The 14,315-nt window shown below is 28.8% G+C and carries 16 protein-coding genes; 9 read left to right on the top strand and 7 right to left on the bottom strand.

Annotation, left to right across the window (positions count from 1 at the left end):
- The first annotated feature begins 1 nt into the window (after position 1).
- The 5 genes from N5A56_RS12630 to N5A56_RS12610 all read left to right on the top strand — a co-directional run bounded on the left by N5A56_RS12630 (position 2) and on the right by N5A56_RS12610 (position 5,418).
- The gene (locus N5A56_RS12630) at positions 2-1,768 is read left to right on the top strand and encodes a BatD family protein (protein WP_265726149.1); all 1,767 of its coding nucleotides are present in this window, start codon (positions 2-4) and stop codon (positions 1,766-1,768) included.
- 1 nt (position 1,769) lies between these two features.
- Complete coding sequence (locus N5A56_RS12625; RefSeq protein WP_265725766.1) at positions 1,770-2,519, top strand: SH3 domain-containing protein; 750 nt, start codon at positions 1,770-1,772, stop codon at positions 2,517-2,519.
- 56 nt (positions 2,520-2,575) lie between these two features.
- Positions 2,576-2,818, top strand: a complete 243-nt coding sequence (locus tag N5A56_RS12620; protein WP_265725765.1) for a hypothetical protein — start codon at positions 2,576-2,578, stop codon at positions 2,816-2,818.
- A gap of 77 nt (positions 2,819-2,895) precedes the next feature.
- Positions 2,896-4,761, top strand: a complete 1,866-nt coding sequence (locus tag N5A56_RS12615) for a SulP family inorganic anion transporter (RefSeq protein WP_274270587.1) — start codon at positions 2,896-2,898, stop codon at positions 4,759-4,761.
- A 21-nt stretch (positions 4,762-4,782) separates the two neighbouring features.
- Complete coding sequence (locus N5A56_RS12610; protein WP_265725763.1) at positions 4,783-5,418, top strand: carbonic anhydrase family protein; 636 nt, start codon at positions 4,783-4,785, stop codon at positions 5,416-5,418.
- A gap of 70 nt (positions 5,419-5,488) precedes the next feature.
- Here N5A56_RS12610 and N5A56_RS12605 read toward each other — a convergent pair whose 3' ends face one another.
- Complete coding sequence (locus N5A56_RS12605; protein WP_265725762.1) at positions 5,489-6,001, bottom strand: CvpA family protein; 513 nt, start codon at positions 5,999-6,001, stop codon at positions 5,489-5,491.
- A gap of 81 nt (positions 6,002-6,082) precedes the next feature.
- On the opposite strand from N5A56_RS12605, the gene N5A56_RS12600 reads away from it, so the two are divergent.
- Positions 6,083-6,439, top strand: a complete 357-nt coding sequence (locus tag N5A56_RS12600) for a hypothetical protein (RefSeq protein ID WP_265725761.1) — start codon at positions 6,083-6,085, stop codon at positions 6,437-6,439.
- 1 nt (position 6,440) lies between these two features.
- On the opposite strand, the gene N5A56_RS12595 is transcribed toward N5A56_RS12600, so the two are convergent.
- Positions 6,441-6,833, bottom strand: coding sequence for a group III truncated hemoglobin (locus N5A56_RS12595; protein ID WP_265725760.1), 393 nt, complete (start codon positions 6,831-6,833; stop codon positions 6,441-6,443).
- Between the two features lie 28 nt (positions 6,834-6,861).
- The gene (locus tag N5A56_RS12590; protein WP_265725759.1) at positions 6,862-7,656 is read right to left on the bottom strand and encodes an SDR family oxidoreductase; all 795 of its coding nucleotides are present in this window, start codon (positions 7,654-7,656) and stop codon (positions 6,862-6,864) included.
- Positions 7,657-7,762: 106 nt separating this feature from the next.
- Here N5A56_RS12590 and N5A56_RS12585 point away from each other — a divergent pair, with 106 nt between their 5' ends.
- Together N5A56_RS12585 and N5A56_RS12580 are read left to right on the top strand one after the other, a co-directional pair.
- Positions 7,763-9,133 (top strand): TlpA family protein disulfide reductase, encoded by a 1,371-nt coding sequence (locus N5A56_RS12585; RefSeq protein WP_265725758.1) that lies wholly within the window; start codon positions 7,763-7,765, stop codon positions 9,131-9,133.
- A 43-nt stretch (positions 9,134-9,176) separates the two neighbouring features.
- Positions 9,177-9,611 carry a TlpA family protein disulfide reductase gene (locus N5A56_RS12580; protein ID WP_265725757.1) on the top strand — a complete coding sequence of 145 codons (435 nt, stop codon included), beginning with the start codon at positions 9,177-9,179 and terminating at the stop codon, positions 9,609-9,611.
- Positions 9,612-9,712: 101 nt separating this feature from the next.
- Here the strand turns inward: N5A56_RS12580 and N5A56_RS17500 are convergent, their stop codons facing one another.
- From N5A56_RS17500 to N5A56_RS12565, 4 genes are all read right to left on the bottom strand, one after another.
- Positions 9,713-10,033 carry an EamA family transporter gene (locus N5A56_RS17500; protein WP_476445306.1) on the bottom strand — a complete coding sequence of 107 codons (321 nt, stop codon included), beginning with the start codon at positions 10,031-10,033 and terminating at the stop codon, positions 9,713-9,715.
- A gap of 229 nt (positions 10,034-10,262) precedes the next feature.
- Positions 10,263-10,499 carry an EamA family transporter gene (locus tag N5A56_RS17495; protein ID WP_337994803.1) on the bottom strand — a complete coding sequence of 79 codons (237 nt, stop codon included), beginning with the start codon at positions 10,497-10,499 and terminating at the stop codon, positions 10,263-10,265.
- Between the two features lie 146 nt (positions 10,500-10,645).
- Complete coding sequence (locus N5A56_RS12570; protein ID WP_265725756.1) at positions 10,646-11,005, bottom strand: YraN family protein; 360 nt, start codon at positions 11,003-11,005, stop codon at positions 10,646-10,648.
- Between the two features lie 3 nt (positions 11,006-11,008).
- Positions 11,009-11,998: a S66 peptidase family protein gene (locus N5A56_RS12565; protein WP_337994802.1), complete on the bottom strand. Its 990-nt coding sequence runs from the start codon at positions 11,996-11,998 to the stop codon at positions 11,009-11,011.
- Positions 11,999-12,137: 139 nt separating this feature from the next.
- On the opposite strand from N5A56_RS12565, the gene metG reads away from it, so the two are divergent.
- Entirely contained in the window at positions 12,138-14,192 is a 2,055-nt protein-coding gene (metG, locus tag N5A56_RS12560) for a methionine--tRNA ligase (RefSeq protein ID WP_265725755.1), read from the top strand.
- Positions 14,193-14,315 lie beyond the last annotated feature (123 nt).

Genomic DNA, 14,315 nt, shown 5'->3' with positions numbered 1-14,315 from the left:
GATGAAGTTGAAATTTTACATAACAGTATTTATTAGTTTATTATCGCTTTCAATTCTTGCTCAAGAAGCAGAGTTAACGGTTAAAGTGAGTAAAAATAAACTTGGTTTAAATCAGCGTTTACGCATAGAATTTTCTATGAATAAACAAGGTGCGGATAATTTTACGCCTCCAGATTTTAAAGATTTTTTAGTAATTCAAGGACCAAGTCAATCTGTTAGTCAATCTTGGATAAACGGTAAGGTTAGTTTTTCTCAATCTTATACATACATTATAAAACCAAGAAGAAGAGGTGAATTAATTATTAGTCCTGCAAGTATTAAATATAAAGGAGCTACACTTAATTCTAAAATGATGAAAATTATTGTTTTAAAACCTGTAGATGTCGCTAAAAACCCAAACGATCCTAATTACATTGCACAACAAAACATTCATTTAGTAGCAGAAATTTCTAAGACCAAACCTTATGTTGGCGAGGGTATTTATGTAGAATATAGGTTGTATGTTAGTGAAAATGTAAGTGTTTATGATACTTCTGTTACAGAAGCTCCACAATATAATGGGTTCTGGAATCAAGAAATTAAAATAAACGGATTCCCTGTTAAAATGGGGAAATATAACGGAGAAAATTATAGATATATAGTACTTCAGAAAGCTTTGTTGGTGCCTACTAAAACAGGTAAATTAACTATTGATCCTATGAAGATGGATATAGTTATTGGGGTGCCTACAGGTAAAGCTGATTTTTTCGGAAATGTGATAACAAAAAACATTAAAAAAGAATTTTCTTCAGCTAAAAAAGTAATTAACCCTAAAAGTCTTCCGTTAGAAGGAAAACCAGATAATTTTAATGGAGCTGTAGGTAAGTTTAAATTTGATGTTTCTTTGAGTAAAAATGCCTTAAAAGCAAATGAATCGTCACAAATAAAAGTAGTGGTTTCTGGTAAAGGAAACTTGAAGTTATTTGAATTACCAACCGTAGAAACACCTGCAGAGTTAGAGAAGTATCAACCAGAAAGAAAAGAAAGAGTTAGAGTTGCAAGTGATGGTATTATTGGTTCTGTAACAGATGTTTATACTATTGTGCCACAGTATAAAGGAAAATATAAAATTCCTAATGTTGGTTTCTCATATTTTAATCCCAATGCTAAAAAATATGAAACTATAACTACAGATGATTTGTTTGTAGAAGTTTTAGAAGGTAAAGAACTTGTAAAAACAGACAATAACATAAATAATCCACAAAAGAAAATTGTAGTATTAACAGGAAAAAACTTTAGATACATACAAACAAAAAGCGAATTAGAAGCTAAAGGTAATTCAGATTTTTACAATTCTAATCTATTCTATTTATTGTTGCTATTACCTCTAGTTGCAATTCCAGTAGGAATTGCAATTGCCAAGAATAACGAAAAAAGGAATAGTGATATTGTAGGTAGAAAACAAAGAAAGGCAGAAAAACTAGCAAAGAAGTATTTATCTGAAGCACAAAAGCAGTTGGGTAAAAAAGAAGCTTTTTACGAGGCTTTAGAACGTGCATTACACAACTATTTAAAAGCAAAATTGGGTATTGAAATAGCTGATATTAGTAAAGAAAAAATAACAAAAACATTACAAATAAAAAATGTAGATTCAGCTACAATAAATCAATTTATAGAAGTATTGAAAGCTTCAGATTTTGCACGTTATACACCTGTTACAAATACAGAGATGAAACAAGAATTTGAAAAAGCAAAAGAAATAATTGTTCAATTAGATAAACAGTTGTAAAATGAAGAAAATTGTATTTTTATTACTGATAATAGCCAATTCAATAACTGCACAAACAGTAAATGAAAATTTTACTATTGCTAATGATTTATATAAAAACAATAAGTTTGAAGAAGCAATAAATGTTTATCATAAAATTGAGTCTCAAGGGTTAGAATCATCAGAATTGTATTATAATTTAGGGAATTCTTATTACAAACTAAATAAGGTTGGTCCTTCTATTTATTATTACGAAAAATCTTTAAAGTTAGATCCTTTAAATGAAGATGTAATAAATAATTTAGTTTTTGCAAAACGATTAGCATTGGATAATATTGAAGAATTACCTAAAACCGTTTTTCAAAAATTTAATAAAAATTATTTACAAAAACTTTCATATAATCAGTGGGCAATTCTGGTTGTAATCTTTTCTTTTTTAGGAAGTTTTTTGTTTTTGTTATTTTATTTTGCAGCTAGTTCTTCGAAAAAACGATTTTATTTTGCAGCTAGTTCTTTAAGTTTTATATTTTTAATAGTTTCCTTTGTTGTTACATACAATCAGTATTCTTTTTCTAAAAAAAATAAAGAGGCAGTTGTATTTGCAGAAAAAACAGAAATAAGAAACGCACCAACTTTAAACTCAGAAGAAGTTTTTACCTTACATGAAGGTGCAAAAGTTTTAGTTTTAGATACTGTAGATAATTGGAAAAAGATTAAATTAGCAGACGGAAAGCTAGGTTGGATTATTGCCGAAGAAATTAAAGAATTATAATAGTAATGCACGCTAAAATAGGAATAGTTTTAATATTTATTTTTACACTTTTTATTGTGAGTCCCACAATAATTTCTGTTGTAGAAAAGAATTTTGACGTTTCTGTTTTGTTCAATATGAGTGAAGAAGAAAATAATCAAAAAGAAATTTCTAAAACTTTTGATTTAAAAATTTCTGAACCTAAAAATAACTTGTCTTTTTTTAATTCTTTGGAATCGACAATAAGGTTTGAATATTATTCAAAAAAATACAAAAGTATTTCTAAAGAAAACTGTTCTCCTCCACCAGAAATAGTTTAATTATTACTTCTATTATTAACAAAATTTAATTTTAACATTAAGCCTTATTTTTTAAAGTAAATGAGGTAAAAATATTTATTTATGAAAAATTTTTTTCAAATATAAAAGGTGATGCCTTTGGTGGTATTACAGCAGGTATTGTAGCTTTACCACTAGCTCTTGCCTTTGGTGTTTCTTCTGGTATGGGACCAAGTGCTGGTTTATATGGTGCTATCTTTATTAGTTTTTTCGCTGCTCTTTTTGGTGGTACAAGTACACAGATTTCGGGTCCAACTGCACCAATGACAGCTGTTAGTATGGTTGTAATTGCTGGTATAGTTGCTGCAAATGATGGTGATCTTTCTAAAGCATTGCCAGCCATTTTAACAGTATTTCTTTTAGCCGGTTTATTTCAAATAGGCTTGGGATTAATAGGTCTTGGTAAGTACATTCGATATATACCTTACCCCGTTGTTTCTGGTTTTATGACTGCAATTGGAGTAATTATTTTATTAACTCAAGTTTTACCATCAATTGGATATTATCCAAAAGAAGATGTAGAGTTTGTACAAAAATTTAAGCCTCAAGCAGAAGAGGTAATTTTAGAAAACATTTTAAAAGAAGAAGCTGGAGAAGGAATTTTAGTTTTAGAGAATTTTAAAGAAACAATTTCTAGAGCTAGTAAAATTTCAGATGCAGATATTTTAAAAGAGTCACAAACTTTAGCAGCTAAAGAAACTTCTGGAGCATTAGGTGCTATTAAAGCTTTTCCAAGAGCCATACAAAATATAAATTGGTTAGAGTTTTTATTAGCTTTAGGTACTATTTTTATTATTTATGGGTTTAAACGGATTACAACAAAAGTTCCAAGTACACTTGTAGCATTAGTTGTTGTTTCTGGTATAGCAGTAGGTTTTGGTTTAGATTATAGAACAATTCAAGAAATACCTAGTGGAATACCAACCATTAAATGGGAAATTTTTTCAGGATTTTCATTAAGTAGTGTTACTCCATACATTTTTACAGCTTTAACTCTATCACTTTTAGGAGCTATAGATTCTCTTTTAACAAGTGTAGTTGCTGATAATATGACTAAAACAAAACACAAGCCAAATAAAGAGCTTGTAGGGCAAGGTATAGGAAATAGTATTGCCGCTTTGTTTGGAGGAATACCAGGTGCTGGTGCAACTATTAGAACTGTAGTTAATATAAATGCTGGAGGTAAAACAAAGCTTTCTGGTATGATTGCTGGTATTATGCTTTTAGTTGTTATGCTAGGTTTAGGACCTGTAGCATCTAAAATACCAGCTGCAGTTTTAGCAGGTATTTTAATTACTGTTGGTATTGGAGTTATGGATTATAAAGGTTTAAAAGCAATACCTAGTTTACCTAGAGATATAAAACTTGGACCTTTTAAATTGAGTTCTGAGGTTTTAATTATGATAGTTGTATTATTATTATCTACTTTCTGGAATTTAGTTTACGCAGTTGGTATTGGTTTGGTAATTGCATCGTTAATGTTTATGAAAAAAATAGGGGATTTAACAGCAGAAAGAAGTGATGTTAAAACCTTAAAAGAAGAATCTTGGGCAGATGAAGCTGAGTTTCCAGAAAAATTAAAAGAAGAGGTATTTATAAAACATATAAAAGGTCCTTTGTTTTTTGGTTCTACAAGTGATTTTCAAGCACTTTCTCTTCAAATTCCAGAAACTGCAAAGACAGTAATTATGCGTTTGGGTAGAATGCAATATATGGATCAATCTGGTTTATATGCAATGGAAGATATGTTGCAAGATTTAAAAAAGAAAAATATAGATGTATTATTTGTAAATTTATTAAAACAACCAAGATACATGATGGAACGTATTGATATTATTCCAGATTTTATTCCTAATGAGCATATTTTCAAGTCATTTGATAAATGTACAGATTGGATTAAACAAAATGTAAAAGACACTTATTAATTAAAAAACACACACTTTATTATGCCACATAGAGATCAAGCAATTACAAAAGAAGCACAAGACCAATTAACACCTTTAAAAGTTTTACAAGATTTTATTGAAGGAAATTCGCGTTTTATTAGAGATGAAGTACATACTATAGATCATAAAGCATTAATTTCTCAAACAACAGATGGTCAGCATCCAAAAGCAATTGTACTTTCTTGTATCGATTCTAGAGTACCTGTAGAGTTAATATTCGATCAATCAATTGGAGATGTTTTTGTAGCCAGAGTTGCTGGTAATTTCGAAAATACAGACATTTTAGGAAGTATGGAGTATTCTTGTAAAGTAGCAGGAAGTAAATTAGTATTAGTACTAGGTCATGAAAGTTGTGGTGCTATTAAAGCAGCTTGCGATCATGTAGAGCTAGGTAATATTACTTCTTTATTAGATAACATTCAACCTGCAGTTAAATTATCTGAAAGCCAAGTAAAAGGGAAACATGACTCTTCTAATAATGAGTTTGTTGACAAGACGATAGAAAATAATGTTAATTTAACTATAAAACGTATTAGAGAAAAAAGTCCTATTCTAAAAGAAATGGAAGACAATGGAGAAATTAAAATAGTTGGTGGTGTGTACCATATTAGTACAGGTAAAGTTACACTACAATAAATTATTTTATTCCTAATTATTGATAAACAAAAAGCTTGAGAAATTTTCTCAGGCTTTTTTTGTAAAAAAATTATTTAATAAATTTTAATGATGGGTTGTCTTCATTTAAAATAGCAGGAAATAGCGTTGGAATCACCGATTTTACTGGAGAATAAAGGATAGATTTGTCTAATGTATCTTTTTCAATAAACGGAATTGTTTTATTAAATTTATCAAAAAATAAGAAGATTACACTTAATATTAAAGACCATTTTAAAGCTCCAAATATTGCCCCTAGAATTTTATTTAATAAACCAAGAGCCGTTATGTCTGCTAATTTAGTTAGTAATTTTCCAATAAAAATAATTGTGAGTACAACGATTAAAAAAGTAACTCCAAATGCTACAATTTTATAGGTTTGATGAGACCATTCTAAAACCGAATCATTAAGCATGTTTTCTATATAATAAGAAAAATGAATTGCACAAAATACACCAGCAACAATAGCTACTAAAGAAGCAATAGAAGAAAAAAGCCCTGTCATAAAGCCTCTAACAGCAGCAAAAATTAGTATAACAGCAATTATAATATCTATTACATTCATTGTAAATATTTTTGTCAAACCTACATCTTTTTTTTACAATTTAAAAATGGACATTGTATCTTTGTAGCTTAAACTGTTTTTATGACAAAAGTTAACGATTTAAAAGAAAAATGGAAGTTTTTGGTTGATAAATTAACCAATGATTTTTCTGAAGGAGATGAGTTAAATGTAGATGGTATTCTTTATTTAATTGGTGTTCAGGAACTAGGACAAGGTCATAGAGCGTTTAAAAAAGACGAAAAAATGAATCTTATGCATATTGCAATTTGTAAATTGTTAGAACCTTATGGTTATTATGAATTCGATTTTTTTGATGATGATGGTTGGCCACATTACAAAACACTTACAGAGTTGCCAAATTTAAAACCTGGTGAACAAACTGTTTTAATGAAAGAAGCTATTGTTTCTTATTTTGAAACTTTAGAGTATTTTGAATAAATTAAACTTGAGGTCTACGATTCCACATCATGATAAATTGTGCATGTGCAATTCTTCTTGATGCTTCTTTCGCTCTATCTGCTAGTTCTCCTTCAAAAAGGCTATTTATTGTTTGAAACCAAATTTCTAGCCATTTACCAAAATGATTTTGATCTACTTTATACGCTAAGTTTTTATCAACATTAAGATGTTTTTGTGAAGGATTACCTTTAAATTTAGGGATTCCAAACAAATTTGTTTCCCAAAAATCAGTAAGTTTTTCTAGGTGTTCTGGCCATTTATCTTCGGTTATATGGCTATTAAAAATAGGGCCTAGTAATTCGTCTTTTCTAACTTTAACATAAAAAGTATTTACAAGAATACTTACATCTTTTCTGGTTTCTATTGTTTTCAAACTATAAAAAATTAATTCGATTAAATAATTAGGTAACACTTAATTTACGAATCATTATAGATAATAATTTCGGATAAAAGCGTTTAGCAAAAACAGCTAACTTCTCTTTTGCACCCGCAATATATACCTCTTCTTTTTTATTTTTAATGACTTTTATCATCAGTTTTGCAAAATGTTCTGGATCAATTCCGTTTTCTGTAGCTACATCCATTTTTTCTTGTGGTGTTCCATTACCCGTTAAAGCATTTTTAGAAACATTGGTATTTACAAAACCAGGACAAACTAAAGTTACTGCAATATTATCCTTAAAAAGTTCTGCTCTTAAACTATCAAAAAAACCATGTAAAGCATGTTTACTTGCTGCATAACTAGAGCGTAAAGGAGTACCAATTTTACCAACAATACTTGTAGTTACAACAAAATGCCCTTTTTTATTTTCAATAAAATGAGGTAACATTGCTTTAGACAAAGCTACTGTGCCTAAGTAATTAATATCCATAATTCGCTTGTCAACAGAAATTAATGTGTCTTTAACAAATGAACGCTGACTAATTCCTCCATTATTTACTAAAATATCAATCTTACCAAATAGTGAAATTGCTTCATCAACTTTTGGTTGTAAATTAGTATAGTCTTCTAAATCTAGTGTAATAATTTTTACATCATTTATATTTTTACATTGGAGTTTTACTAATTCTAAATCTTCTTTTTTTCTAGATGATAAAATAATTTTTGTATTTAGTTTAGATAATTCTATAGCTAATGCTTTGCCTATTCCAGAAGAAGCGCCAGTAATCCAAACTATTTTATCAGAAAAATTCATAATATTATTTTTAACGTTACAATATACCTATTTAAATACAGAAATAGTATTTTTGGTATACTTCTTGAAATTTGATCTATCAAGAACTAAATCAACACTTAAAAAGATGAAAAATATTTTTGCACTTCTACTCTTTGTTTCTTCATTTATTACAGCACAAAATACTGTTAAAGGAGTTTTAAGCCCGAAAATTAAAAAGAGTGATTGGATTATTTTATACAAAGTTGAAGGCACAAAACAAGTTTTTGTAAATAATACCAATGTAAGGGTAGATTCTATAGATGTAAATGGTGTAAAACAGGCTGTTGGACATTTTGAGTTTAAGTTGCCAGCTAATGCAAAACCTGGAGCTTATAGAATTAATTATAGATTAGAAGGAGAAAGTTTTGTAGATTTTTTTTATAATAAAGAAGATGTTTCTTTTGTTTTTAATCCAGATTATCCAGAGCAGACGATTACCTTTTCTGAATCATCAGAAAATAAATTATATAAAGAGTATCTAGAGTCTATTTCCTTAGCACAACAAAAATTAGATTCTATACAAGTAGCTGTTTTGCAAAATCGTAATTTAGAACTAGGAGAACAGTATAAAGATGCTTTTTCTAAAGTAACTACAATTCAAAAAAAATATGAAGAAGACGCAAAAAAGATGTATGTTTTACCTATAATTAAAGCAAGTTCTAGAAGTAATCCTAAAGAAATTTTAACAAATGTTAAAGAATATATGTCTGCGATTAAAAGTACTTATTTTGATCGTTTAAACTTTACTAATAAAACATTAATCAATTCTTCTTTTTTAACCAATAAAATTTTAGAGTATGTGTTTTACATTAATTATTCTGATGTTGAAGAAACCCAACAAAAACTATTTAAACAGTCTATAGAAACAGTGCTTTCAAAAATTAAATATCTACCTTATAAAAAGGATGTTATTGAGTTTTTAATTACACAGTTAGAAACTTCTAAAAATTTACAAATAATAGATTATTTATTTGAAAAACATTATTATAAATTACCATTAAGTCTACAAAGTCAGGAATTTATATCAGAAAAAATAGCATTGTTAGTTACAGAAGTTGGTAGAACTGCACCCGATTTTTCATGGAAAGAAAATGGCAAATCATTAAAGCTATCTACTTTAATTGATGCCGAAAAATATGTTTTAGTTTTTTGGAGTACAAGTTGTTCTCATTGTTTAAAAGAAATACCATTATTACACACTTTTATGGAAAATAAAAAAGATGTAAAAGTAATTGCCTTTGCATTGGAAAACGATTCTTTTGTTTGGGAAAATTATTCAAAAACTAATTTAAACGGTTGGCATAATGTTCTTGGGTTAAATAAGTGGCAAAATAAAATAGCTAGAACTTATCAAGTTTATTCTACACCAACTTATTTAGTATTAGATAAAAATAAAAAAATTATTGCAAAACCCTATGAAGTAAAGGATGTTAAAGCGTATTTTGAAAAGAACTAATGTATAGAAACGCATTTTTTTCTTCTTACTTTTAGTTTGTAACGTGCTTTATGGTCAGCAAAAATTTAAGCTAAATGATAGTATTCCAGATTTTAAACTTTGGCTTTTAGATGATAAAATTATAACAAAAGAAAACACTAAAAACAAAGTTGTTGTTTTTAAGTTTTGGTTTACATCTTGTACGCCTTGTATTAGCGATATTCCACAATTAAATTCGCTTGTAAAAGAGTTTGATAAAAGAGATGATATTTTATTTATTGCACCTGCTTTAGATTCAAAACCTGTGATAGAAAAGTTTCCATTTAATTTTAGAATAGCATACAACTCTATAGATGTAAGTGCTGTTTTTAATCAAAAACAAGTGTATCCTTCTTATTTTATTATTGATAAAAAAGGTAAATTTTCTTATATAGATAATGGTAATAAAATTTCTGAATTTAAAGAATTAAGAAAAGCAGTAATTAAAGCCTTAAAATAGTAATTTCAACTACTCTTTTTTCGTTTTTTTTAAGGAAGTAATTACAATACCAATTATAACCAATAAAGCACCAAAAAACTGAACTAAAGTAAGTCTTTCGTTTAAAAAAAGGAAGCTAAAACGATAGTAGATATTGGGCCAATACCTGCAACAATTGCAAAGTTAGAAGAGCTTATTATTTTAATAGAAGCACTCACCATAAAAGAAGGTATTACAGTTGCAAAAACTGCAATTAGAAAACCTAAACCATATACTTGCCACGGTAATGAAAATAAATCTGTGTCTCCAATAAGACTAAAATGTATAAACACGCAAAAACAAGAAACCAACATTGCATAAGCGGTAAATTTTACAACACCAAATTTTGGAATTAGCCATCCGCTTCCTACTAAATAAGATGCATAAGTAATGGCACTTAACAATATAAAAAAACCACCTAAATAAACTCTGCCTCCAGAAATATCAACTTCATCAGAAAAAGCAATTAAGATTCCTAAATAGGATAGAAAAATGGCTATGGATTGTACTTTAGTAATCTTTTGCTTAAAAAAAGTCTGTTTAATAAAATTACAATCGTCGGATAGATAAATAAAATAATACGCTCTAAACTAGCTTTTATATAAGTTAAACCAACAAAGTCGAAATAACTTGCTAAATAGTAACCAACCAAACCAAAAAAACAACCCAATAATACTCTTTTTTGGTGTTTTTAATATCGTTATTTTTGTTTCTGTACAAGTAAGCTATAACTACGTAAAAAGGAAATGAAAAAAGCATTCTTAAAAGCAACATGGTAATTGCATCTACATCATAATTATAGGCAAGTTTTATCATTACAGCTTTTGAAGAAAAAAGAATTACTGCCAAAACTCCCAGTAAAATACCCAACCAAAAATTTTTTGCTACCATACAACGAATGTAGTACTAACTGTTTTAAAAATAAGTTTTATTGTAATTAGTTTACGATGTTCAGAAAAGGAAATGTGTTGTTAATTATAGAATTCTGAAAACAAATTAAGAATGACAGAAACTTGTTAAAAATGAAGAAAAGCATCTTCTAAATGTTCAATTTTTGTATTGTTTTGTTGATGTATAATCGCAATAATATCAAAACGAACTTCAACATCTAAATCTTTTTCAACTACATAATAATCAATAGCAGAAAGTAGTAGTTTTATTTTCTTCGGATTCACAAAATCTTGCGGATTTCCAAAATAATCTGTACTTCTTGTTTTTACTTCAACAACGGCTAGTATATCTTTTTTTTGTGCAATAATATCTACTTCTGCCTTAAGATAACGGTAATTTGTTTCAAGAATTTTAAAATCGTTTTTTAATAAATAATCGATTGCTAATTTTTCTCCTTTTTTTCCAAGTTCATTATGATGTGCCATTTTTTAATCTTTAGTAAAAGTGACAATAGATTTTTTAGCGCTTCTGTTTATCGTTAATTTAATATTTCTACCAAAAATCATTGCTCTATTATCTGCTTCATGACCTGCAGGAAAATTAAATAAGACAGGAATATCTTCTGGTATAACATCTAGAATTAGTTGCTCAATAGAACTTCCCCACTTTGTAGAATTCTTTTTTATAGAAGTCATGTTACCAATAATAACGGCTTTCACTTTTGTAAAATAGCCAGCTCTTTTTAAACTCTGTAACATTCTGTCTATCGAGTATTTATATTCGCCTATTTCTTCTATAAATAAAATCTTCCCATTTGTATTTAATTGACTTTTGGAACCTAACATAGATGCTAAAATGGCTAGATTACCACCAATAATTTCACCTTTTACTACACCTTTTCTATTGTGTTTTGCCGATGGAATTTGATAAGAAATTTCAGTGCCAAAAAGCGCTTTTTTAAATGATGAAATAGTTGCTGTAATTTCTTCTGGCTTTTCTTCTAAACTAGTTGCCATCATACCATGAATGGTTTCAAACCCTAAATTATGAATATGATTATGAAACGCAGTAATATCAGAATAACCAATTACCCATTTCGGGTTTTCTTTAAATTTTGTAAAATCGAGTTTATCTAAAATTCTTACAGAACCATAACCACCTCTTGCAGACCAAATTGCTTTTATATTTTTATTATCTAATGCATCTTGGAAATCTTGACAACGTTCGCTATCAGTTCCTGCAAAATGTTGGCCATTATTAAATATATTTTTACCTAAAACAACATTTAAACCCCATTTTTCAGCTAATTTTTTAGCTTTTTGTATGGTTGCTTGTCTATTTTTTAAAATTCCGGCAGGAGCAACAATTGCAATAGTATCTCCTTTTTTTAAGTAAGTAGGTGTGATTAATTTTTCTTGAGAATATATTGATGAAAATATCATCAATAAAACGACTGTAAATGTTATTTTTTTCTTCAAAACGATTTTAATTTCTTTTTTTAATAGCTTAAATGTATATTCTATGTAAATGTATCCATTTTCAATGGATTTTAAAACTCCGTTTTTTGTACTTTTGTCACGCAAAAATCAATACACAAATTAAATCAAGGAAAATTCGATGAATACTCCAAAAAGATATACAATTACAGCAGCTTTACCTTATACAAATGGACCTATTCATATTGGTCATTTAGCAGGTGTTTATGTTCCTGCAGATATTTACGCGCGTTACTTGCGTTTAACAGGTAAAGATGTAGCCTACATTTGTGGTTCTGATGAACATGGTGTTGCGATACCAATGAGAGCAAAGAAAGAAGGTGTTTCTCCGCAAGTTATTATTGATAAATACCACGGAATTATAAAACAATCGTTTGCAGATTTTGGTATTTCGTTTGATAATTATTCTCGTACTTCATCTAAAATACATCATGAAACTGCTTCTGATTTTTTTACAAAAATGTATAATGATGGTGAATTTATAGAAGAAGTTTCAGCACAATTGTATGATGCAGAAGCAAATCAGTTTTTAGCAGACAGATTTGTTGTGGGTACTTGTCCTAAATGTGGCTTCGAAGAAAGTTATGGAGATCAATGTGAAAACTGCGGTACTTCTCATAACGCAACAGATTTAATTAATCCTAAATCTTCAATTACCGGTAATGTACCAAGTTTAAAGGAAACAAAACACTGGTTTTTACCTTTAGATAAACATGAAGCCTTTTTACGCGAATGGATTTTAGAAGGTCATAAAAAAGATTGGAAACCTAATGTTTACGGACAAGTAAAAAGTTGGGTAGAAGATGGTTTAAGACCAAGAGCTGTAACTAGAGATTTAGATTGGGGAATTCCAGTACCTGTAGAAGGAGCAGAAGGTAAAGTGTTATACGTTTGGTTCGATGCACCAATTGGTTACATTTCTTCTACAAAAGAATGGGCAGCAAGAGAAGGTAAGAATTGGGAAGATTATTGGAAAAAAGACGATACAAAATTGGTTCACTTTATTGGTAAAGACAATATTGTTTTTCATTGTATTATTTTTCCATCAATGTTAAAAGCACATGGCGATTATATTTTACCAGAAAATGTACCAGCAAACGAGTTTTTAAACCTAGAAGGTAATAAGTTATCTACGTCTAAAAATTGGGCGGTTTGGTTACATGAGTATTTAGAAGAATTTCCAAATCAGCAAGATGTGTTGCGTTACACGTTAACTGCAAATGCGCCAGAAAGTAAAGACAACGATTTTACTTGGAAAGATTTTCAGGCAAAAAATAATAATGAGTTAGTTGCCATTTTTGGTAATTTTATCAATAGAGTTGTTGTTTTAACAAATAAATATTATTCAGGAGTAATGCCTGAACCTAATGATTTTACAGAAGTTGATGAAGATGTTTTAACTGCAGTAAAAGAGTTTCCTAATGTTATTGCAAAATCAATTGAAAGATACAGATTTAGAGAAGCTAGTCAAGAATTAATGAGTTTAGCAAGACTTGGAAACAAGTATTTAGCAGATGAAGAACCTTGGAAAGTGATAAAAGTTGATGCAGAAAGAGTACAAACAATTATGTATGTTGCTTTGCAGATTTCTGCTGCTTTAGCAGTACTTTCTGAACCTTTTTTACCATTTACTTCAACTAAACTAAAAGGGATTTTAAATTTAAGCGATAGCCTTTCTTGGGAAGATGTAACCGAAAAGGATGTTTTAATTTCTGCTGCACATCAAATTAACAAAGCAGAATTATTGTTTTCTAAAATTGAAGACAAAACTATTGAAGCTCAAATTGAAAAGTTACAAGCTACAAAATTAGCGAATGAGCAAGAAAATAAAGTGGTAGAGCCTCAAAAAGAAACTATTGAATTTGACGATTTTACAAAATTAGATATTAGAATAGGTACAATTTTAGAAGCAGAAAAAGTTGCAAAAACAAAGAAGCTTTTAAAGTTAAAGGTTGATGTTGGTATCGATACAAGAACGATAGTTTCTGGTATTGCAGAAAGTTTTTCTCCAGAAGATATTATTGGACAGCAGGTTTCTGTTTTAGTAAATCTTGCGCCAAGAAAAATTAGAGGTGTAGAAAGCCAAGGTATGATTTTAATGACGGATACTCCTGATGGAAAACTAGCTTTTGTAGAACCTACACAAGCTGTTAAAAACGGACAACAAGTTAGTTAATTGTATTTTTAAAAACTTATTAATCTATTAATGAGTTCATTTTAAAGAGTTTAAAGTTCCTTTTATCGTATTTTGATAAAAGGAACTTTGTTTTTATAGTACTTTTGAGTATTGTTTCTTTCT

Source organism: Polaribacter ponticola (assembly GCF_026191475.2).
Classification (GTDB): Bacteria; Bacteroidota; Bacteroidia; order Flavobacteriales; family Flavobacteriaceae; genus Polaribacter; species Polaribacter ponticola.
This window is presented reverse-complemented; position numbering and strand designations above follow the sequence as displayed.